We start from the raw sequence: 20,234 nt of genomic DNA on the forward strand, positions 1-20,234 counted from the left end.
AGTTGACGTACCGTCAGATGTGGAGGGTCACGGCATCACGGTCGCGTCGCCGCCGCCCCCGAACACGAAGTCGCTGTACGGGGCGAAGATCTGCGCGTACGTGACGACGAAGCCGGCGCAGCACACGACGACGACACCGAGGAACGCCAGGATGCCGACGACGGCCATCACATGCCTCGCCCGGCTCGGCGCCTGGGCCGTGGCCACGACCTGACGGCCTGCGGCGTAGTACACGGTGACGTAGTCGCCGTCGGGAGTCCTCCCGGGGCCGCCGTCCTCCTCGAAGCGGATGACCCGGCCGTCATGCGTGATGAACTCGTACACATGGCGGAGCGTGGTGCGCCGGCCCTCGGCCGTCAGTCCGCTGTTCCAGGCGCCCCGGATCTGCAGCCAGCCCCGCACCATCCGGTAGGCCATGAAGAGCGCCAGAGCCATGATCAGGACGGGCCCGGCGTAGAAGATCACGTCCATCGCATGTCCCCCGAGGTCCGTGTGCCGGCCCCGATCGGCCGGCGTGGGAGGAACCTACCCACACCGGCCGCACCGGCGACTCAAGAGAACCTCAGAGGTTCGGACGGTTCGGACGGTTCGGAACGGTTCAGAAGGTGACGTCCGAACAGGCGTAGAACGCGTTGGCCGTGTCGGCGATCGTCCATACGGCGACGATGACGTGACGGCCGCTCAGCCCGGACGGCAGTCTGCCGCTGTGGGAGAGCGTCTGCGGTGGCCGCTGGCCGTTGTACGGGACCGTGAAGAACGGCGTCAGGTTGAGGTCGGACCGGGCGAGGTTGTGGTTCTGGTTCCAGCCCGGCTTGGTGACGTAGTACCGGAAGTCGGTGGTGGCGTGCATGGCCGTGAACTGCCAGCGGAACGTGTAGTTCTGGCCGCCCGTCACCTTAGTGGCCGGCCAGGCGCCGCCTGACGGTGTGCGTGGTGCGCTGAGCTGGCCGAAGTGGCCGAGCCCTGCGTTGCAGATCTGCCCGTCGGCCGGGCCGGACGCCGGGAAGCCCTTCGGGCCCTCGACGCTCTGCGGCTCCCACTGGATCGAGCCGCAGTTGGTCACGGTGCCGTTCTGGCAGAGCTTCTGCCGGCTGATGGGGAGGTCGGTGTAGCCGTGGCCGCTGGCGCCGCCGGAGGAGAGTACGAGGGCTCCGGTCGTGGCCAGTCCCACCGCGGCTGCGGACAACTTGGTCCTTGTGCGCATGCTGCCGCTCCTGGAGAACGTGGGGGATGTTCAGTGAGCCGTGCAGGTAGGTCTAGACCAAGTCTGAATGTATGACCGTTAGTTGAACATGTCCATACCAATCACGGAGGCGTTTCCCCGCGCCCCGCGCAGAACGCCACCGTCAGGTCCTTCACCAGCGCCTTGCGCTCGTAGTCGTCGAGTTCGACCAGCCCCCGCATGGTCAGCCGGGTCACCGTGTCCTCCACAGAGTCCACGACCGAGGTGAGCACACTCGCCCGATGCTGGGCGTCCAGCGCCGCGATCCGGCGGCGGTGCATCGCGGCGGCGACCTCGGGGTCGTACTCCGCCCGGAGCGGCTGCACCGAGAACACCTCCAGGCCGACCGGGGCCGCCTCCGCCGACACCAGCCGGGTCAGCACCTCGGCCGCCGCCTCCCCTGCTCCCCTCGAACCGCCCGGCATCACCACCGGCACCCGGGCCAGCGCCGCCTCGACGCACTCGCGCAGGTACGACTCGTGGTCCTCGACGCCCAGCGTGGCCCGCGCGGTGTCCCGCACCCGCCACACCACCAGGACGACCACCCGCAGCGCGACCCCGTGCGCGTCGGCCGCGGGCACCGGCTCGCTGCGCCAGTGCCGCAGCCGTACGTCCACCCGGCGGCGCAGCAACAGGGGATTGACCCACAACAGGCCGGTGCGCCGGACGGTCCCCCGGTAGCGGCCGAACAGATCCAGCACCCAGGCCCGCCCGGTCCGGCCCCGGGCGAGCCCCCCGAACCCGAACAGCGCGAGCGCCCCGGCCCCCGCGTACGCGGCCCACTGCGCGGGACCGAGCCCGGCCCCGGTGTGGGCGGGCAGCCGCATCACCTCCAGTGCGAGCGGCGGCAGCACCCCGGCCCACCACGAGGCGGCCACGCACCCGGCCACCCCGCACGCCCCGGCCAGCACGCCCGCCGCACCGGGCAGCACCCGCGCGGTCCGCTCCACCAGGCCGGGGTCGACTTCCGGCACCGGACGCGGCGTCAGGGCGGCCGGGTGCCTGAGACGCGGCTGCTCCCCCGTGCCCTGCCGGCGGCCGACGACCGCCGGCTTCAGCGGTACCGGCGCCGGGTCGGGCTCGTCGCGGAACAGCAGATGGACGGGGATCTCGGTGGTCGACTCGTTCTGGATGAGCCGGGCGGTCCTGGCCGGCCCCTCGGCCGGTCCCTCGGGCTCGGACGTGTGGGAAGTGGTCGTGGTCATGCGTGCCTCCAGCCTCCGCGCCAGATGCGTCACAACGGGTGGGCCCCCCGTGCCGTGAGTGCCGTGAGTGCTACGAGAACAGCCGCCGCCAGGTCTCCGGCCCCGGGAAGCCGTCCGCCGCACCGCCCCGCCAGCCCTGGGTGCGCTGGAAGGCCTGGACGGCCCGCCGGTCCGACTCGCCCCAGCGCGGCCCCGGCCGGTCCGGGTAGAACCTGCCGAACCCCTTCCGCACCAGTTGTTTCCCCAGCTTGGTGACATACGGGTTGCTCGCACCGGGCCGGAACATCGCCCGCCCCGGGTAGCCGGGTACTCCGTGGGAGGAGGGCGGCGGCCCGGCCTCCGCCGCGGTGACGTCCTTGCCCTTCCCCATGACCAGCAACTCCCAGGTGCGCGGACCGGGCAGCCCGTCGGCGTCCGCACCCTTCCAGCCCTGGGCCGCCTGGAAGGCCCGGGTGGCCCGCCGGTGGGAGTCCGACCAGCGCGGCCCCGGCTCCGCGGGGTACGAGGCGCCGGCCCCGCGCGCGACGAGCATGCGGCCGAGCTGCGTGACGTACTTGTTGTTCGCTCCGGGGCCGAAATACGTCGCTCCCGGGTAGGGCGTGGCGGCCGGTGCGCCCGGCATCCCCCGGTCCTTGGCGGGGGCCGGCTCCTCCTGCCGGTCCTTTGCCGTGGGCGGCTCCTCCTGCGTGCTGACGCCCTTGTAGCGGTAGGGGACGTACCGGTCGGAGTCGCTCGTGTAGGCGTACGGGGTGGTCTGGCGGCGGGTGTGCGGGCGGGCCTGCTCGTAGGCCGTGTAGGAGGTGTGCCTGGTGTTCGTCCAACCGCCGAAAATGACGACGTGCGAGCCGCTCTCCGGGTTGGCCGGATTGTGGAACAGCAGAATGTCGCCCGGCTGGAGTTCCTCCTTGGAAATCCGTTCACCGAATTGGGCGAGGCTGCCCGTCCATTCGTTTCCGGGCAGCTTCCAGGCCATCGACACATAGCCCGAGCAGTCCTGCCGGTAACCGTCGGACCAGTACGCGTTCATGTTGTACGGCACTTTCGCGGCGACCCAGGTCTTGGCCCGCTCCATGATCTCCGTACGGGTGATGGCGGCGAGCTCGACGGAGTCGGAGGGCTTGCCCTCGCGGCCGTCCGAGCCATGCAGCGGGGCCGTGTCACCCTGCGGGGTCTCGGGATCGTCATCTGCGAAAACACCCGATCGGTGGGGTGCCTGCGGGGCGGCGACGGCCGGTACGGCGTGGCCCGCGCCGAGGGTGGCGGCGGCCACGGCGGCCAGGGCGAGAGCCCGGTGCGCGGCCGGATGGGTGGTGGTGCGGCCGACCGGGGAACGCGGCAGGACGCGGCGCCAGTGGACGCAGCCGGGGCAGTCGCAGTCGCCCCCGGGGTCGAATTCCTCGAATACCGGCGACTTCATGCGATTCCCCTCACAGTTCCGGCGGAAAATGACGGCGCCCGGTGCAGCCCCGGGCGCGCGCCGTCAGTTTCTCAACTGTCTTCCGGACTCGCATGCTGACGGTCCGAATGATGTAACCGACGCCCTCGCCGGGGCCGCTCCTGACCCCATCCGGTGGTCCGGAGCACCTCCATACGTCCTGTAGAGTTACGACGTCAGCGCGCGCCGCTAGCTCAGTTGGTTAGAGCAGCTGACTCTTAATCAGCGGGTCCGGGGTTCGAGTCCCTGGCGGCGCACCGACCGGAAAGCCCCTCGCGGAAGCGGGGGGCTTTCTTGTATCTCCATGTGGCCGGAACCCGGTGCACCGCGCGATTGGCCGGATACCCTCTGGCCATGGCAGCGCGAGACCTACAAGAGCGGATCAAGAAGCTCATCATCGACCGCCGGCTGGCCTCCGGGGCCCCGCTGCCGACCGAGCCCGAGCTGATGGAGTACCTCGGCGCGAGCCGGAACTCGGTGCGCGAGGCGCTGAAGGCGCTCCAGGCGATGGGCATCGTGGAGATCCGGCACGGCTTCGGCACCTATGTCGGCCCGATGTCCCTGGCCCCGATGATCGAGGGCCTCGCCTTCCGCACGGTCGCCGGGCACTACCGGGGCGAGGACTCCCTGCTCCAGCTGCTCGAACTGCGGGAGGCCGTGGAGACCGGGCTCGTCTCCCGGCTCGCGGGGCGGATACCGGAAGCCGACCTCGTTGAACTGGACGCGCTCGTCGACCGTATGGAAGAGGAGGCCGCACGCGGAGCCGGCCTCGCCGAGACCGACCGGGCCTTCCACGCCACCCTCTACCGGGGGCTGGACAACGTGCTGCTGTGCGAGGTCCTGGAGGCGTTCTGGGACGCCTTCCACCGGGTCCGTACGGACCTCGGGGGCGAGCCGCAGGACCCGAAGGTCACCTGCCGGCAGCACCGGGAGATCCTCGACGCGGTCCGGTCCGGTGACTCGATGCGGGCGGAGGAGGCCATAAGGGAGCACTTCGGCAACATCCGCGCCCGTCTGTCCACAACGGCTCCACAGAGTCCCCACACGCGTCACAATGAACGCGTATGACCGGTAAACACCGCGTTTCGCATCTTGCGATCATGATGGACGCCGTAGAACCCTGGTTATCTGGTTTTTCAAGATGCTGCGGATTCGCGGCAGTTGGGGGGCAGAAGTACCGGTTGCCGCCCGGGCGGGGGTAGGGGCCCCGTTCACGGAGCGATGCCGAGGGGGGCATCATGCAACCGGAAGGTCGCGTTGCCGTGTCTATAGGGTGTGGATGACGTGGTGACTGCGATCCACCACTGATACGTCTGTGAAGGTCGAGGGGGACCTGGAGCAGACGGTAAGAAGCGACGAAACACGCGGATATTCGCGTGTGGGGGGATGACTCATGACGTCGAGGCCCACGGGTGCCCGGCAGGACCACGACCCGTCCCAGACCACTCAGCTCAGGGTGCCTGGGCACCGGATGAGCACGACGGGGACATTCCGGCGGATCAAGAAGAATCTGCCGAGATACGACTACGAGCATTACAGCCGGCTCGCGGGTCCCCTCACCCAGCCCGATCCGAACAAGCCGTACAAGGTGCAGTACCGCTCGCTCATCTCGCAGGAGCCGCACCGCATCAGGGTCGCCCTGATGCTGGCCGCGGCCCCGGTGCTGTCCCTGGTCCTGCTGTTCTGGCTGCTCCAGCCCGAGCACTGGACCGAGCGCGACTACCCGGCCTTCGACTGGCTGCCCGCGCTCGACATAGTCATGCTGGTCTCGATCGGCCTCATCGAGTTCTTCCGCTGCATGAACGTGCTGTCGAACGCGCACGCCACGCTCGTGGCCCGCGACCCGATCCCGGTGGTGCCCGAGACCGGCACCCGAGTGGCCTTCCTCACCTCCTTCGTGCCCGGCAAGGAACCGCTGGACATGGTGACGAAGACCCTGGAGGCCGCGGTCAAGATCCGCCACCGGGGCCTGATGCACGTCTGGCTGCTCGACGAGGGCGACGACCCCGATGTGAAGGCCGTCTGCCAGCGCCTCGGCGTGCACCACTTCTCCCGCAAGGGCGTCGCGAAGTGGAACCAGGCCAAGGGCCCGCACCGCGCCAAGACCAAGCACGGCAACTACAACGCCTGGCTCGAGGCGCACGGCGACGACTACGACTTCTTCGCCTCGGTCGACACCGACCACGTGCCGCTGCCCAACTACCTGGAGCGGATGCTCGGCTTCTTCCGCGACCCGGACGTCGGCTTCGTCATCGGCCCGCAGGTCTACGGCAACTACGACAACGCCATCACCAAGGCCGCCGAGTCGCAGCAGTTCCTCTTCCACGCGCTGATCCAGCGCGCCGGCAACCGCTACGGCTCCCCGATGTTCGTCGGCACGTCCAACGCCGTGCGCATCAAGGCGCTCAAGCAGATCGGCGGTCTGTACGACTCGATCACCGAGGACATGGCGACCGGCTTCGAGATGCACCGCCACAAGAACCCGGCGACGGGGAAGAAGTGGCGCTCGGTGTACACGCCGGACGTGCTCGCGGTCGGTGAGGGCCCGAGCGCCTGGACGGACTTCTTCACCCAGCAGATGCGCTGGTCGCGAGGGACGTACGAGACGATCATCGGGCAGTACTGGAAGGGCTGGTACTCGCTGCCGCCGAGCAAGCTCTTCAACTACACGATGATGATCATCTTCTACCCGATGTCGGCCCTCAACTGGATCCTCGCGGCGCTGAGCTGCTGCCTGTTCCTGGGCCTGGGCGCCTCGGGTGTGAACATCGACCCGGCGGTCTGGCTGATGCTCTACGGCAACGCCTCGGCCCTGCAGATCGGCCTGTACGTCTGGAACCGCCGGCACAACGTCTCGCCGCACGAGCCGGAGGGCTCCGGCGGTGTGGCCGGCATGGTGATGTCCGCGCTGTCGGCACCGCTGTACGCGAAGGCGCTGATCGACTCCGTACTGCGGCGCAAGAGCAAGTTCGTGGTCACGCCCAAGGGCGACTCGGCGAGCCCCGACCGCTGGTTCGGGACGTTCCGCTACCACTGGTACTTCGTCGCGATCTTCGGTGGCTCGATCGCCGCCGGCTTCGTCTACGGCCACGCCCACCCCGCGATGATCATCTGGGCGACGTTCGCGCTGCTGATCACCGCCTCGCCGGTCTTCGCCTGGCGCTGGCAGCTGCGGCAGGACGCGAAGAAGCCCGCCGAACCCGCCGTGGAAGCGCCGCAGGACTCCGCGGGGCCGTACCGGACGCAGCCGCTGCCGATCCCGCAGCAGCCGGCGTCGCACGCCCCGCAGCACAAGCCCAGTTGGGCCGCCGCTCCCGGCGGCGACGGGGAGGTCGGAGGATCCGACCAGACCATGCAGATCGCCCTTGGTGGACTTGGGGGACGTAAGGAATGAACGACCGTGCAGGCCGCCGCCGGGCCCGTCGACTCGCGATCGGCACGGCGGTGGTACTCGCGCTGGCCGGGATGAACGGGCCGTGGCTCTACCGCTTCGGCACCGAGAAATACCACCAGTACACAATCAACAAGCCGGAGTACAAGGCCGCGAACGGCAAGTGGGAGATCATCGATTTCCCCGAGGAGTACCGGCAGAACACCATCCACGCGGCGCTGCTGCGCACCGGCAAGGTGCTGCTCGTCGCGGGCTCGGGCAACAACCAGGACAACTTCGACGCGAAGAAGTTCGACACCCGGATCTGGGACCCGGTCAAGGGCACCATCAAGAAGGTCCCCACGCCCGCCGACCTGTTCTGCACCGGCCACACCCAGCTCGCCAACGGCAATCTGCTGATCGCGGGCGGCACCAAGCGGTACGAGAAGCTCAAGGGTGACGTCACCAAGGCCGGCGGCCTGATGATCGTCCACAACGAGAACCCGGACGAGCCGATCACCCTGCCCGCGGGCACCAGGTTCACGGGCAAGGAGAACGGCAAGACCTTCGTCTCCAAGGACCCGGTGCTCGTGCCGCGCGCGAAGAAGGTGTTCGACAAGGCGACGGGCAAGTTCCTGCGCAACGACCCCGGACTCGGCCGTATCTACGTCGAGGCGCAGAAGCGCGGGCAGAAGTACGAGACGGGCACGCAGGACAACTACAAGGTGCACGGCCTGAGCGGCGCCGACGCCAAGAACACCTACGGCATCGCGCAGAAGCTCGCCCTCGACAAGAAGGACTTCCAGGGCATCCGGGACGCCTTCGAGTTCGACCCGGTCGCCGAGAAGTACATCAAGGTCGACCCGATGAAGGAGGCCCGCTGGTACCCGACGCTCACCACCCTGAGCGACGGGAAGATCCTCAGCGTCTCCGGCCTCGACGACATCGGGCAGCTCGTCCCGGGCAAGAACGAGGTCTTCGACCCGAAGACCAAGAAGTGGACCTACACGGACAAGGTCCGGCAGTTCCCGACCTACCCGGCGCTGTTCCTCATGCAGAACGGCAAGGTCTTCTACTCGGGTTCCAACGCGGGCTACGGACCGGACGACGTGGGCCGTGAGCCGGGCGTCTGGGACGTGGAGACCAACCAGTTCAAGAAGATCCCGGGACTGAGCGACCCCAAGCTCATGGAGACGTCCGGCACGGTGCTGCTGCCGCCCGCGCAGGACGAGAAGTACATGGTGGTCGGCGGCGGTGGTGTCGGCGAGTCCAAGGAGTCCAGCGAGAAGACCCGGATCGTCGACCTGAAGGACGCGGACCCGAGCTTCGAGGACGGCCCGTCCCTGGAGAAGGGGACCCGCTACCCGAACGCCTCGATCCTGCCCGACGACAACGTGCTGATCTCCGGCGGCTCGGAGGACTACCGGGGCCGCGGCGACTCGAACATCTTCCAGGCGCACCTCTACGACACGGAGAAGAACGACCTCAAGCGGGTCGCCGACCCGCTGGTGGGCCGCAACTACCACTCCGGGTCGATCCTGCTGCCCGACGGCCGCTTGATGTTCTTCGGCTCGGACTCGCTCTACGGCGACGCGGCCAACACCAAGCCGGGCAAGTTCGAGCAGCGCATCGAGATCTACACGCCGCCGTACCTCTACGGCGACGGGGAGCGGCCCTCGCTGTCCGGCGGGCCGCAGACCATCGAGCGCGGCGCGACGGGGACGTTCACCTCGTCGAGCGCGTCCTCGGTCAAGAAGGTCCGGCTGATCCGGCCGAGCGCCGCCACGCACGTCACGGACGTCGACCAGCGGTCGATCGCCCTGGACTTCAAGGCGTCCGGCGACAAGCTGACCGTGACCGTTCCGAAGAACCGGAACCTGGTCCAGGCGGGCTGGTACATGCTGTTCGTGACGGACGCCAAGGGGACGCCGAGCAAGGCCCAGTGGGTCAAGGTGCCGTAGCTCTTCATGCTCCTCACGGCCGAAAGGGGCGCTCTCCTTGTGGAGAGCGCCCCTTTCGTCTGTCCGGGCCGGGCTAGGAGCTGGCCTTGGTCAGCTTCAGTGCGTAGTCCGACCACCACTGGCCCGCCTTCGGGCCGCCCTTGCACTCGCCGTCCGACTCCCCCGGCCGCTTGACCCAGAGGTACGCGTCGACCAGCGGGTCGGCCGTCTTGGTCGTGGGCGTCTCGCCCAGCGCGCGGCCCGGCGGGTTGCACCAGCGCTCGTCCGGGTTGCCCTGGGTGTAGGGGCCCTTGCCGTTGCGGCTGGTGTCGATGACGAAGTGCTTGCCGCCGACCTTGGCGGAGAGCTGCTTGCCGTAGGCGATGGACTCGTCGGTGGAGTAGAAGTTGGAGACGTTGACCGAGAAACCGTCGGCCTGTTCGATGCCGGCCCGGTTCATCGACTCGAAGATCTGGTCCGGGTGCCCCCAGCCGGCGTTGCCCGAGTCCAGGTACACCTTGGTGTTCTTCAGCGACTTCAGCTTGGCGACGGCACCCTTGAGGAGGTCGTAGCGCTCCTCGTGGAACTGCTCCGGAGTGCAGCCGTCGACGAGGTGCAGCAGGGCGTCCGGTTCCAGGATGACCGTGGCCGACCGGGCGCCGATGCCCTCCGCGACGCCGTCGAGCCATTCGCGGTAGGCGTTGCCGTCGGCGGCGCCGCCCTGCGAGTACTGGCCGCAGTCGCGGTGCGGGATGTTGTAGAGCACGAGCAGCGCCGTACGGCCGGCCTTGTCGGCGGCCTCGGTGAAGCCCTGGGTCTGTTCCCGCGGGTTGTCCGGGCCGACCCACTCGGCGACGGGCTGCTCGGCGATCTTGCGGATCTGCTCGGCCTCCTGCTTCTTGCCGGACTTCTCCAGCGCGGCGACCTGCTGTGCCGCGGTGCCGTCCGGGTTGACCCAGAAGGGCGCCTTTTCCTTGGGCTGTTGGGTGATCCCGGCGCCGGCGTCCGCGCCGCCGTCCGATCCGTCTCCTCCGTCGGAGGAGGAACACCCCGTGATCAGCAGTGCCGCCCCCAGCACCACTGCGGACATCCGCCTTCCCGCGGTCGTCCCGGCCCCCCTGCTGCCGTACATCCAACTCCCCCTTGGGTGCACCGTTCCAAGTCTCAATCCTGACATACGTCCCGCGACACCTAGGCCCGGGCGCCCCTTTGGTTCTACAGTCTCCATCAGCACGACCCGGCCTCCGGCCAGAGTTTCACCCACCGTGGCTCCCGTGGCCTCCCGCGCAGTTCGCCGGGTTACTCCCGCAGCCCGTGCGCGCGTGGTCGAGGACCGGCCCGGTCGTCGACTTCAGGGGGAGCGGGTCGTCGGCCGGGTCAGGTGGACCTCCCCCACTCACAGTCCGGTACCGGTGAGGTAGGCCGACACCACCACGTTCGCCGTATAGCTGCCCGTCGTACGGTCGAAGCTGCCGCCGCAGGTGACCAGCCGCAGTTCCGCCCGGCCCGAGCGGCGAGGGCCGTAGGCCTGGTGGGCGTCGAAGCGGTCGCGGGTGAGGACCTGGACGGACTCGACGGTGAACTCGGCGACCTTGGCGTCGGCCCGGATCACCCGGATCGTCTGGCCCGGCCGCAGGGCGCTGACCTTGTAGAAGACGGCGGGCCGGGTCTCGCTGTCGACGTGCCCGACCAGCAGCGCGGTCCCCGGCGCCCCGGGTGCCGCCCCGCCCGCATACCAGCCGACCACGCCCGGCTGGTCGTACGGCGGCGGATCGAGCGCCCCGCGCCGGTCCAGGCCGCGCGCCACCACCGGTGCCTGGACGCCGATGCCGGGAATGTCGACGCGCTGCGGCAGCGCGTCGCCGAGCGGGCGGTGCGCGGGGGGCAGTTTCACGTCCGGGGGGCGTCCGGCCGCGGCCATGTCGCCGGTGGTGGGCGCGGAGATGCCGTGCCGTACGTCGGTCACCTCGCGGCCCCAGAGCCAGAGCCCGAGCAGCAGCACCACCCAGGCCACGCCGGCCAGCAGACGGCCGGTGCCCGAGGGGCGTCGGCGCACCCGGTCCAGGTCGAGGTCGGACATGGTCAGTCCGTTCCGCGCTTCCGGCGGACACTGTCCCGCGCGACGGCCACCGCGGCCACTCCCGCGAGGACCAGGCCGATCACGCCCTGCGCGGCGCCGGGCCCGGCGCCACCGTCCTCGGCGGCGACGAGGTGTGCGGCGCCGCCACCGCCGGCCTCGACGGGAGCGACGGGCGAGGCGTGCGCGCCCGGCCGCCGGGTTGCGGACGACCGGCCTTCTTCCTCGAGCCCGGGATCGAGCTCAGGCTCGGACTCGGGTGATGGCTTGCCGCCCTCGGGCAGGGGCTGCCGCCCGCCCGTCCCCGGCGCGGGTGGCTGCCCGGCGGCCCCGGTCGCGACCACCCCGGGCGCGGACGGACCCGCACTCTCCGGGCTCTCACGGCTCTCCCGGCTCTCCCTGACGGTGAACGTGCTGGTCCGTTCGGCGCCCCCGCAGCTGATCTTCACGGTGTAGGTCCCCGCCCTGAGCGTGGAGGGGACCCGGCTCTCGCCGACGAGTTCACCGCCGGTGACGGTGAGCGGCGCGTCCGCGACGAACGCCGTCGAGGCGGCGACGGCCGTCCTCGCCGCGCAGCCGGTCACGCGGAGCGCGACGTCACCGCCGGGTGCGGGGGTCGCCGGGGTCACCGAGACGCCCCCCGGGTCCGCCGCGAACGCCGTCGGGGTGAGGGCGGCCGCGACCAGGACGCTCGTACAGAGAGTGAACCGCAGGGAACCCATCGTGAACCTCCAGATGCCTGGAGCCTCCCCCGCAGGGTGGGTCGCCGCATCCTCAGGGGCACGGCGACTGCTCCGAACGGGTGGCGACGGGTTTGGGCGCGGGTGCCCCGCCCCTGAACCCCGGCCGGCTAGACCCGGTCGACGAGGTCCGCGATCGAGTCCAGGACCTGCGAGGGCCGGTACGGAAAGTCCTCGACCTGGTCGGGCCGGGTGAGGCCGGTGAGCACCAGGAACGTCTGCATCCCGGCCTCCATACCGGCCAGCACGTCGGTGTCCATGCGGTCGCCGATCATCGCGCTGGACTCGGAGTGCGCCCCGATGGCGTTCAGCCCGGTCCGCATCATCAGGGGGTTCGGCTTGCCCGCGAAGTACGGCTTCTTGCCGGTCGCCTGGGTGATCAGCGCCGCCACCGCGCCGGTCGCGGGCAGTGGGCCCTCGGTGGAGGGGCCGGTCTCGTCGGGGTTGGTGCAGATGAAGCGGGCGCCGCCGAGGATGAGCCGCACCGCCTTCGTCATGGCCTCGAAGGAGTATGTGCGGGTCTCGCCGAGGACGACGTAGTCCGGCTCGTGGTCGGTCAGGATGTAGCCGATGTCGTGCAGCGCGGTGGTCAGCCCCGCCTCGCCGATGACGTACGCCGATCCGCCCGGCCGCTGGTCGTCCAGGAACTGGGCGGTGGCCAGGGCCGAGGTCCAGATGCTCTCGATCGGCACGTCCAGGCCCATCCGGCGCAGCCGGGCGTGCAGGTCGCGCGGGGTGTACATCGAGTTGTTGGTGAGGACCAGGAAGGGCTTCCCCGACTCGCGCAGCTTCTTCAGGAAGGCGTCGGCGCCGGGGATCGGTACGCCCTCGTGGATGAGCACACCGTCCATGTCGGTGAGCCACGACTCGATGGGCTTGCGGTCTGCCATGTGCGGGATCTCCTGCCGTACGCGTCCGGTCCAGCGTGCGACCCAGCCTAAACAAGTGGCCGGATCATGCGGAATGGGCCGGTCACGGCGTCCCGAGGGGCGGGACGGTGCACAGAGACCCGCACCGCGCTGCGGCCGCCTCAGCGGCGCCTGCGCGCCAGCAGCAGTACCCCGCCCCCGGTGAGCAGCAGCGTCGCCGCGGCCGCGGCGACCCGGACGCCGATTCCGGTGCGGGCGAGTTCCTCGGCGAACGGGAAGCGGTCCTCGCGGGGCGGGACCGAGGACTCCGGCTCCGGCCGGGTCTCCGGCTGGGAGTCGGTGCCGCCGTCGATCTCCCCGTCACCGCCGTCGCTCTCCCCGTCTCCGCCGTCCACCGGGCCATCGCTCGCGATGCCGAACCGGTAGTCGTTGGACTGCCCGACCCAGTCGCCGTCGTCGTCGTGCCGCTGTACGACGGCGGCGTTGGCGGTGACGACGTTGGGCACGGCGTCCGAGGTGATCGCGAGCCGTACCTTCACGGTGACGGTCCTGCCCGGCCCGACGGTGAACCCGGCGAACCGGTTCTCGTCGTCGGCCAGCGCCCCGACGAGCTCGTCCTCACCGGTCTTCTCGAACCGCACGGTGTGGGACCGCGCGCCCTCGAAGAACTCCAGCCGGGGCTGGGACGGCTCCAGGGCCCGCTTGTCGTCCACGAGCACGACGACGGGATGGATCCCGGTGCAGGTCCGGTCGGTCGTGTTGGTCAGGTCGAGGTACCAGGTCCCGAACCCGCCCCCGGCCGCGTAGGCGTCCGGGCCGCCGTGGACGCGGGTGGTGAGCGGGAAGGTGTGGTCGTCGGGCGCGGCACAGGCGGGCGTCGGATCGTCCGCGTACGCCGGGTGAGCACCAGGGAGCAGGACGGCGGCTGCCGCCGCCAGGCAGAGGTGAGCGGGCGTGCAGAGTCGCATGGACATGTGACATTGCCGGATGCGGGCGATCGCGAGCGACACGGCCCGCAACGACCCCCGAACGGCGGTGCGGATCCGCCCGGTCGGCGGACAGCCGGCCCCCGGGAGCGGGTCTCAGGCCGTGCCGCTCCCCGCTCCGGCACGGAGCATGCGTACGACGGCCGCGTTGCCGGCGCACCGCTGGGCGTGCCGGAGATGCTCGACGACCTTGGGGTCGGGCGGTTTCTGCGCCGGCGGCACCCGCGGCCCCGCTCAGCGGCGCAGGGTCAGCGTGAGCGTCGCGCCCAGGAACCCGTTGTCGGCGGAGCCGGTCCAGCCCTCGTGCCACGTCCGGCCGGTCTCCTTGCCGTACATCCGGAAGTACCAGAGGGGATCGTTGCGGTCGAGGGTGTTCATGCTGTCGGCGTGCTGTTCGCGCGCGTAGTTCTCCATGGTGATGTAGTCGCTGCCGCTCACGGCGACCACACCGCCGTAGTGGTAGTCCATGTGGTTGTCGGTGCCTTCGGCTCGGGCCTGCGCTCGCGTTTCGTGCTGCTGGGCGTCGGGCCGGGCCATGGTCACCATGCCGTCGCCGACCCTGGGGATGGCGGCGTGCTGGTTGGCCTCAAGGTCCTGCAGCACCCGTTCGGCGTTCTCGGGGGACTCCCGGACCAGCTGCTGGAAGCGGCCGCTCATGCCGAAGGTGATCCGGTCGTATCCGGCCGGGTCGCCGCCGTCGATGGCCTCCTGGAACTTCCCCTGCCAGCCGCCCCCGGGCTCCATGCGCGCGAGGAACTTCTCGATCGTGTCCCAGTAGCGGTTGTCCGCCTCGCGGTACATGGAATGCTTCCCGGTCACCCATCCGAGCATCTCGTTGCAGCGCTGCGGCGTGAGCACGTCGAGGCCCTTGGTCTTCTCGCCGCCCTTCTCCTTGCGGTACTTGGGCTCCACCTCGTGGAGGACGACCTTGCGGCCCGATCCCTCGATGGTCAGGGTCCTGCCGGTCTTCGACAGCGAGAGCCCGCGCTTCTGACCGGCGCCGGGGAGGTTCTTGATGGACGCGCTGAGCTGTTTGTCGGTGGCGAAGAAGTTCTTCGGTTCCTTGCCGTCGCCGGCGTGTTCCACGGCCAGGTCGAACTTGTCCGACACGGCGAGGTCCACCTCGCCCGCGTAGACGAGGTGGGGCTTGGGCGGCGCGTAAGGGGAGCGCTCGTCGTACCAGCTGCCCTGCTCGTTGGTGTCCTGCCCCACGAAGAAGTCGTCGGAGTCGGGCTGCTTCTTGGGGTACTCCGTGGAGCCGGCCTTGATGACGTGGAGGCGCTGGACCGCCGTACCGTCGCCGCCGCAGCCGTCCCCGTCCGCGCAGCCGGCGGCCGCGGCCTTCTGGGTGCCGTCGGCGGTGCGCTGCACGGGTACCGGCCCGCTCATGACCCGGTCCGCCTTCGTCTCCGCGTGGCGTTCGCCCGGGTCGCCCGGGGCGGACATGCTCATGCCCGCGCCGTTGTTCGTGCCCGGTACGGGTCCTGCCTGCTGGTCCTCGAAGTGGGCCAGTTCGTGCGCCCAGTCCTTCTTGGTCATCCCGCCGCCGTCGACGACATGGCGGCCGCTGGTGAACGCCTTGGCGTCCAGGACCGCCGCCGACTCGCGTGCCTCGGGCCCGTCGTGCACGAGGACACCGCTGAAGTCCGTCCCGCCGAAGCGCTGCTCCATCTCGGAGCGCAGGCCCGGCTCCAAGGGCCTGGCCGGGGAACCGAGGGCCCGGTCGAGGGCGGCCCGCTGCACCTGGGCGTGCTCGGCCTCGGCTGCGGCCTCATGGGTGTCGTGGCCCGCCGCGGCCACGCGCTGCACATGCCGGATCCAGGCCGCGCTCAGCGGTGACGCCGGTGGCCTGGCGGAGGATCCGCCCGCCGCCCGGCCGACCGCACCGGCATGCCCTTGGTGGAAGGCCCGCATGTCTTCTCCTTCTCCCCGGAACCGGACAGCCGATCAACCGATCAACGTCTACCGAGGCCGCCGCGAGAAGAACATGTCCTTACGCGCACACCTGGGGGCAAGCAACAGGGTCCTGGAGGACACCTCACCCGCCCCCACGCCCGAACACCGGCCCCAGCACCAGCTGAGCCGCCCCCGCCGCCACGACACGTCCGCCTCCGGGCGCGACCCGCACCGGCACGGCCTCCTGGCCCGTCCGCCGGGCCCGGGCCTCCAGTACCGCCCCGACTCCCCGCACGAACGCCTCCGGAGCGGTGGCCACCGTACGGCCGCCCAGCAGGACGACGTCGATGTCGAGCAGTCCCACCAGGTTCGCCGCCCCGGCGCCCAGGACCCGGGCCGCCTCCCCCGTGTCGCCGCGCGCCACCGCCCCGAGGCACAGCGCCTCGACGCAGCCGCGGTCGCCGCAGGTGCAGGGCGGGCCGTCCAGCTGGATCACCTGGTGGCCGAACTCCCCGGCCCCGGTCCTGGCCCCCCGGTGCACGGTCCCGCCGATCACCAGCCCGGCGCCCAGCCCCGTGCCGAGGTGCAGGTAGGCGAAGGAGCCGCGCTCGCCCCCGGCGGCCAGGCCCAGCGCCGCCGCGTTGGTGTCCTTGTCGACCACCACGGGCACCCCGAGCCGCTCCGCCAACGCCTCCCGCAACGGAAAGCCGTCCCACTCGGGAAACCCGGTCACCCGGTGCAACACCCCCCGCCCGTGATCGAGCGGCCCGGGCAACGCGACACCGACCCCGAGCAGGGACCCGACCCGGGCGAGCGACCCGGAGGTCGACGCCTGCGCCGCCTCGTCCCGGGCGGACCCCGCCCCGGCCGCCCGGGCGTCTCCAGCCGCCTCCGGCACGACGTCCGTCCCGGGCAAGGACCCGGGCCGAGCGAGTGGCCCGGAGGTCGGCGCCTGGGCCGCCGCTGCCCGGGCGGACCCCGCCACCCCGCCAACCGCCTTCCGCGCGATCTCCGCCCCAAGCTCGGAATCCGCCCGCGCAAGCGACCCGGCAGGCAGCACCCCTTCCGCCCCGGCCTCACCAACCGCCTCCCGCACGACGTCCGTCCCGGGCAAGGACCCGGGCCGAGCGAGCGGCCCGGAGGTCAACGCCTGCGCCGCCGCATCCCGGGCAGCCCCCGCCCCGACCGACCGAGCCTCACCAGCCACCTCCGGCGCGACCTCCGGCCCGAGCAGGGCATCCGCCCCCGCAATCGGCCCGGAGGCCGACACCTGGGCCGCCGCATCCCGGGCAGCCCTCACCCCGGCCGCCCCGGCCTCACCAACCGCCTCCCCCACGCCCCCCACCCCGAGCCCGGAATCCGCCCGCGCAAGCGACCCGGCAGGCAGCACCCCGGCCACCACCTCCCGCACCGCTTCCGTCACCGCCGTCAGCACGGCCGGTGCCCCTGCCCCGAGGTCCAGTGGGGCCCGCCGTTCCCCCACCACGGTCCCCCGCAGATCCACCAGCACGGCCCGCACCTCGTCCCGGTCCAGTTGGACCCCGACCGCGTGCCCCGCCTCGGGCACCAGCCGTAGCACCGTCCGCGGCTTGCCTCCCGTAGAGGCCCGCCGGCCGGCCTCCGCCGCGAGGCCGGCCTCCCGCAGCCGGGCCGTGATCTTGCTGACCGCCTGTGGGGTGAGCCCGGTCCGCTCGGCCAGTTCGAGCCGGCTGATGCCATCGGCCCCGGCGGTCCGCAGCAGGTCGAGCACGAGCGCGGCGTTGTGGCCGCGCAAGGCCAGCAGGTTCACCCCACCTCCGGTGCCACGCATGCCGCCCATCCCACCCGTACGGTCGTCCGCCCTGTTCACGCCCCCCATTGTCCCCGGCGCTTGCACTTTGGCAACAGCGTTGCGAAAGTAGCCACCATGACTGGCACACCCCTCCGCGTCGGCCTCGTCGGCTACGGCCTCGCCGGCTCCGTCTTTCACGCCCCGCTGATCGCCGCCACCGAGGGCCTCACCCTCGACACGGTGGTCACCTCGAACCCCGAACGGCAGCAGCAGGCCCGTGCCGAGTTCCCGGACGTACGCTTCGCCGCCACCCCGGACGAGCTGTTCGACCGGGCCGCCGAGCTGGACCTGATCGTCATCGCGTCCCCGAACAAGACGCATGTGCCGCTCGCCACCACCGCCCTCAAGGCCGGTCTGCCGGTCGTGGTCGACAAGCCCGTCGCGGGCACGGCCGCCGAGGCCCGTGAGCTGGCCGCCCTCGCCGAGGAGCGCGGCCTGCTCCTCTCCGTCTTCCAGAACCGCCGCTGGGACAACGACTTCCTCACCCTGCGCAAGCTGCTGAACGAGGGCGAGCTGGGCGACGTCTGGCGCTTCGAGTCCCGCTTCGAGCGCTGGCGCCCGCAGCTGAAGGGCGGCTGGCGCGAGTCCGGCGACCCCGCAGAGATCGGAGGTCTGCTCTACGACCTCGGCAGCCACGTCGTCGACCAGGCCCTCGCCCTCTTCGGCCCGGCGGCCTCCGTCTACGCGGAGTCGGACATCCGCCGCGCCGGAGCCGAGACGGACGACGACACGTTCATCGCGATCACGCACACGAACGGCGTCCGCTCCCACCTCTACGTCTCCGCGACGACCGCCCAGCTCGGCCCCCGCTTCCGCGTCCTGGGCTCCACCGCCGGCTACGTCAAGTACGGCCTCGACCCCCAGGAGGCGGCACTCCGTGACGGCCTGCGCCCCGGCCCCGGCTGGGGCGTCGAGCCCGAGTCGGAGTGGGGCCGCGTCGGCTCCGGCGAGTCTCCCGCAACAGGCGGCGGCCGCCCCGAACCGACCCTCCCGGGGGACTACCCCGCTTACTATGCGGCCGTGGCGAAGGCCCTGCTCGAGGGCGGCCCCAACCCGGTGACCGCGCTGGAGGCCGCCGCCGCCCTGGACGTACTGGAGGCCGCTCGTCGTTCGGCCCGCGAGAAGGTGACGGTGACGCTGTGACGCACAAGGGCTCGCACAACCCTTCGCACCACCAGGAACTCGGCCCCAAGTTCCAGCCGGAGCTCACGCCGAGCCTGGAGGAACTGGAGACGCAGGAACGCCGCCTGGTCTTCCGCCGGTTCGGCTACGACGACGCCTGGGCGCTCGGCTCCCTCCTCGTCGAACTGGCCCGGGAGCGGCAGGCCCCGCTCGCCATCGACATCCACCGCGCCGGCCAGCAGCTCTTCCACGCGGCGCTGCCCGGCTCCACCCCGGACAACGACGCCTGGATCGCCCGCAAGCGCCGGGTCGTCGAGCGCTACGGCTCCGCCTCCTACCTGGTGGGCGCCCGCTTCCGCGCCAAGGGCACGACGTTCGAGGAGTCCTCGCGCCTCGACCCGGACACCTACGCGGCCCACGGCGGCTCCTTCCCGATCACCGTCGAGGGCGTCGGCGTGATCGGCGCGGTGACGGTGTCCGGGCTGCCGCAGCTCCAGGACCACCGGTTCGTGGTGGAGGCGCTGGAGGAATTCCTGAGCAAGGACCGCTAGCGAGCGGGACCGCTAGCGAGCGAGCCGGATGAAGCCGGCCGGAATGAGCGAGGCGCCCCTCTGGTTGGCACCGCCGTACGCGTGATCAGAAACGGCGCCCACCCGGAGGGATCGCAACCGATGACCACCGCTCTGAAGGAAACCGTCGGCCGGTACGGCATCTGGAGCGTAGACCTGCGCTCGGAGGATCCGGACCGGCGCGGCGAACTCGCCGAGGCCGCCGCCGAACTGGAGGAACTCGGCTACGGCGCCGTCTGGCTGGGCGGCAACAGCTCCGCCGCGAACGCCGCCCCGCTGATCGAGGCGACCTCCCGGCTCACCGTCGGCACCAGCATCCAGAGCATCTGGCAGCACGAGGCGGACGCCTCCGCCGCGGGCTTCGCCGAGCTGGAGGCCGCCCACCCCGGCCGTTTCCTGCTGGGCCTCGGCGTCAGCCACGCCAAGCTGGCGGAGCAGTACCGCCGCCCGTACTCGGCCCTCGTCGCCTACCTGGACGGCCTGGACGCCGCCGGGGTGCCCGCGGACCGCCGGGTCCTGGCCGCCCTCGGCCCGAAGAGCCTGAAGCTGACCCGCGACCGTTCCGCAGGCGCGATCCCCTACCTGGTCACCCCCGAGCACACCGCCCACGCCCGCGAACTCCTCGGCGAGGGCCCCCTGCTCGCCCCCGAACTGGGCGTGGTCCCGGAGACGGACCCGGCCCGCGCCCGCGCCCTGGCCCGCGAGTTCATCGGCTTCTACCTCTCGCTGCCGAACTACACCAACAACTTCCTCCGCCACGGCTTCACCGAGGAAGACCTGCGCGACGGCGGCAGCGACCGCCTCATCGACGCCCTGTTCGCCTGGGGCGACGAGACGGCGATCCGCGCCAAGATCGACTCATTCTTCGAGGCGGGCGCGGACCACGTGGCCCTCCAACTGATCGACGGCTCCCCGAAGGACACCCTCCCGAGGAAGGCGTGGCGCGATCTGGCAGCTGTGCTCAACTGACCC

At 71.1% G+C, this 20,234-nt stretch carries 17 protein-coding genes, 1 tRNA gene and 1 pseudogene; 7 read left to right on the forward strand and 12 right to left on the reverse strand.

The features are described from left to right. Positions 1-27: 27 nt before the first annotated feature. The 4 genes from ACWIF2_RS12535 to ACWIF2_RS12550 all read right to left on the reverse strand — a co-directional run bounded on the left by ACWIF2_RS12535 (position 28) and on the right by ACWIF2_RS12550 (position 3,844). Positions 28-471, reverse strand: a complete 444-nt coding sequence (locus tag ACWIF2_RS12535) for a hypothetical protein (protein ID WP_454360149.1) — start codon at positions 469-471, stop codon at positions 28-30. Between the two features lie 127 nt (positions 472-598). Then, the gene (locus ACWIF2_RS12540; protein ID WP_391097794.1) at positions 599-1,204 is read right to left on the reverse strand and encodes a lytic polysaccharide monooxygenase auxiliary activity family 9 protein; all 606 of its coding nucleotides are present in this window, start codon (positions 1,202-1,204) and stop codon (positions 599-601) included. Between the two features lie 101 nt (positions 1,205-1,305). Then, a complete protein-coding gene (locus ACWIF2_RS12545; RefSeq protein WP_454360150.1) occupies positions 1,306-2,427 on the reverse strand; it encodes an SPFH domain-containing protein in 1,122 nt (373 codons plus the stop codon). A 70-nt stretch (positions 2,428-2,497) separates the two neighbouring features. Beyond that, positions 2,498-3,844: a peptidoglycan-binding protein gene (locus tag ACWIF2_RS12550; protein ID WP_454360151.1), complete on the reverse strand. Its 1,347-nt coding sequence runs from the start codon at positions 3,842-3,844 to the stop codon at positions 2,498-2,500. Positions 3,845-4,045: 201 nt separating this feature from the next. Between ACWIF2_RS12550 and ACWIF2_RS12555 the strand changes: the two genes are divergently transcribed. The 4 genes from ACWIF2_RS12555 to ACWIF2_RS12570 all read left to right on the forward strand — a co-directional run bounded on the left by ACWIF2_RS12555 (position 4,046) and on the right by ACWIF2_RS12570 (position 9,193). Continuing rightward, a tRNA-Lys gene (locus tag ACWIF2_RS12555) sits at positions 4,046-4,119 on the forward strand. A 97-nt stretch (positions 4,120-4,216) separates the two neighbouring features. Beyond that, positions 4,217-4,930 (forward strand): FadR/GntR family transcriptional regulator, encoded by a 714-nt coding sequence (locus tag ACWIF2_RS12560; RefSeq protein ID WP_454360152.1) that lies wholly within the window; start codon positions 4,217-4,219, stop codon positions 4,928-4,930. A gap of 325 nt (positions 4,931-5,255) precedes the next feature. Continuing rightward, positions 5,256-7,256: a glycosyltransferase family 2 protein gene (locus ACWIF2_RS12565; RefSeq protein WP_454360153.1), complete on the forward strand. Its 2,001-nt coding sequence runs from the start codon at positions 5,256-5,258 to the stop codon at positions 7,254-7,256. Next, complete coding sequence (locus tag ACWIF2_RS12570) at positions 7,253-9,193, forward strand: kelch motif-containing protein (protein WP_454360154.1); 1,941 nt, start codon at positions 7,253-7,255, stop codon at positions 9,191-9,193. The genes ACWIF2_RS12565 and ACWIF2_RS12570 overlap by 4 nt, the downstream gene beginning before the upstream one ends. 73 nt (positions 9,194-9,266) lie before the next feature. On the opposite strand, the gene ACWIF2_RS12575 is transcribed toward ACWIF2_RS12570, so the two are convergent. The 8 genes and pseudogenes from ACWIF2_RS12575 to ACWIF2_RS12610 all read right to left on the reverse strand — a co-directional run. Next, a complete protein-coding gene (locus tag ACWIF2_RS12575; protein ID WP_454360155.1) occupies positions 9,267-10,304 on the reverse strand; it encodes a glycoside hydrolase family 6 protein in 1,038 nt (345 codons plus the stop codon). 264 nt (positions 10,305-10,568) lie between these two features. Next, complete coding sequence (locus tag ACWIF2_RS12580) at positions 10,569-11,252, reverse strand: class F sortase (RefSeq protein ID WP_454360156.1); 684 nt, start codon at positions 11,250-11,252, stop codon at positions 10,569-10,571. 2 nt (positions 11,253-11,254) lie between these two features. Next, positions 11,255-11,971, reverse strand: coding sequence for a hypothetical protein (locus tag ACWIF2_RS12585; RefSeq protein WP_454360157.1), 717 nt, complete (start codon positions 11,969-11,971; stop codon positions 11,255-11,257). A gap of 128 nt (positions 11,972-12,099) precedes the next feature. Next, positions 12,100-12,879: an HAD-IIA family hydrolase gene (locus ACWIF2_RS12590; RefSeq protein WP_193478283.1), complete on the reverse strand. Its 780-nt coding sequence runs from the start codon at positions 12,877-12,879 to the stop codon at positions 12,100-12,102. A 140-nt stretch (positions 12,880-13,019) separates the two neighbouring features. Further along, positions 13,020-13,832 (reverse strand): hypothetical protein, encoded by an 813-nt coding sequence (locus ACWIF2_RS12595; RefSeq protein ID WP_454360158.1) that lies wholly within the window; start codon positions 13,830-13,832, stop codon positions 13,020-13,022. 246 nt (positions 13,833-14,078) lie between these two features. After that, positions 14,079-15,758, reverse strand: coding sequence for an eCIS core domain-containing protein (locus ACWIF2_RS12600; protein WP_454360159.1), 1,680 nt, complete (start codon positions 15,756-15,758; stop codon positions 14,079-14,081). 124 nt (positions 15,759-15,882) lie between these two features. Further along, positions 15,883-16,974: an ROK family protein gene (locus ACWIF2_RS12605; protein ID WP_454360196.1), complete on the reverse strand. Its 1,092-nt coding sequence runs from the start codon at positions 16,972-16,974 to the stop codon at positions 15,883-15,885. 105 nt (positions 16,975-17,079) lie between these two features. Continuing rightward, positions 17,080-17,550 (reverse strand): annotated as a pseudogene (locus ACWIF2_RS12610) (winged helix-turn-helix transcriptional regulator); the annotation flags it as partial. Between the two features lie 96 nt (positions 17,551-17,646). Here ACWIF2_RS12610 and ACWIF2_RS12615 point away from each other — a divergent pair. The 3 genes from ACWIF2_RS12615 to ACWIF2_RS12625 all read left to right on the forward strand — a co-directional run bounded on the left by ACWIF2_RS12615 (position 17,647) and on the right by ACWIF2_RS12625 (position 20,231). Further along, entirely contained in the window at positions 17,647-18,714 is a 1,068-nt protein-coding gene (locus ACWIF2_RS12615) for a Gfo/Idh/MocA family oxidoreductase (protein WP_454360160.1), read from the forward strand. After that, positions 18,711-19,244 carry a heme-degrading domain-containing protein gene (locus ACWIF2_RS12620; protein ID WP_454360161.1) on the forward strand — a complete coding sequence of 178 codons (534 nt, stop codon included), beginning with the start codon at positions 18,711-18,713 and terminating at the stop codon, positions 19,242-19,244. The genes ACWIF2_RS12615 and ACWIF2_RS12620 overlap by 4 nt, the downstream gene beginning before the upstream one ends. A gap of 120 nt (positions 19,245-19,364) precedes the next feature. Then, complete coding sequence (locus tag ACWIF2_RS12625) at positions 19,365-20,231, forward strand: LLM class F420-dependent oxidoreductase (RefSeq protein WP_454360162.1); 867 nt, start codon at positions 19,365-19,367, stop codon at positions 20,229-20,231. Positions 20,232-20,234 lie beyond the last annotated feature (3 nt).

The organism is Streptomyces sp. NPDC055506, assembly GCF_053643595.1.

Bases quoted from the DNA above. Each gene is read 5' to 3' on its own strand.
- ACWIF2_RS12585 (WP_454360157.1), bottom strand. From the start codon at position 11,971: ATGGGTTCCCTGCGGTTCACTCTCTGTACGAGCGTCCTGGTCGCGGCC.
- ACWIF2_RS12580 (WP_454360156.1), bottom strand. From the start codon at position 11,252: ATGTCCGACCTCGACCTGGACCGGGTGCGCCGACGCCCCTCGGGCACC.
- ACWIF2_RS12565 (WP_454360153.1), top strand. From the start codon at position 5,256: ATGACGTCGAGGCCCACGGGTGCCCGGCAGGACCACGACCCGTCCCAG.
- ACWIF2_RS12560 (WP_454360152.1), top strand. From the start codon at position 4,217: ATGGCAGCGCGAGACCTACAAGAGCGGATCAAGAAGCTCATCATCGAC.
- ACWIF2_RS12570 (WP_454360154.1), top strand. From the start codon at position 7,253: ATGAACGACCGTGCAGGCCGCCGCCGGGCCCGTCGACTCGCGATCGGC.
- ACWIF2_RS12535 (WP_454360149.1), bottom strand. From the start codon at position 471: ATGGACGTGATCTTCTACGCCGGGCCCGTCCTGATCATGGCTCTGGCG.
- ACWIF2_RS12550 (WP_454360151.1), bottom strand. From the start codon at position 3,844: ATGAAGTCGCCGGTATTCGAGGAATTCGACCCCGGGGGCGACTGCGAC.
- ACWIF2_RS12590 (WP_193478283.1), bottom strand. From the start codon at position 12,879: ATGGCAGACCGCAAGCCCATCGAGTCGTGGCTCACCGACATGGACGGT.
- ACWIF2_RS12540 (WP_391097794.1), bottom strand. From the start codon at position 1,204: ATGCGCACAAGGACCAAGTTGTCCGCAGCCGCGGTGGGACTGGCCACG.
- ACWIF2_RS12615 (WP_454360160.1), top strand. From the start codon at position 17,647: ATGACTGGCACACCCCTCCGCGTCGGCCTCGTCGGCTACGGCCTCGCC.
- ACWIF2_RS12600 (WP_454360159.1), bottom strand. From the start codon at position 15,758: ATGCGGGCCTTCCACCAAGGGCATGCCGGTGCGGTCGGCCGGGCGGCG.
- ACWIF2_RS12545 (WP_454360150.1), bottom strand. From the start codon at position 2,427: ATGACCACGACCACTTCCCACACGTCCGAGCCCGAGGGACCGGCCGAG.
- ACWIF2_RS12595 (WP_454360158.1), bottom strand. From the start codon at position 13,832: ATGTCCATGCGACTCTGCACGCCCGCTCACCTCTGCCTGGCGGCGGCA.
- ACWIF2_RS12625 (WP_454360162.1), top strand. From the start codon at position 19,365: ATGACCACCGCTCTGAAGGAAACCGTCGGCCGGTACGGCATCTGGAGC.
- ACWIF2_RS12575 (WP_454360155.1), bottom strand. From the start codon at position 10,304: ATGTACGGCAGCAGGGGGGCCGGGACGACCGCGGGAAGGCGGATGTCC.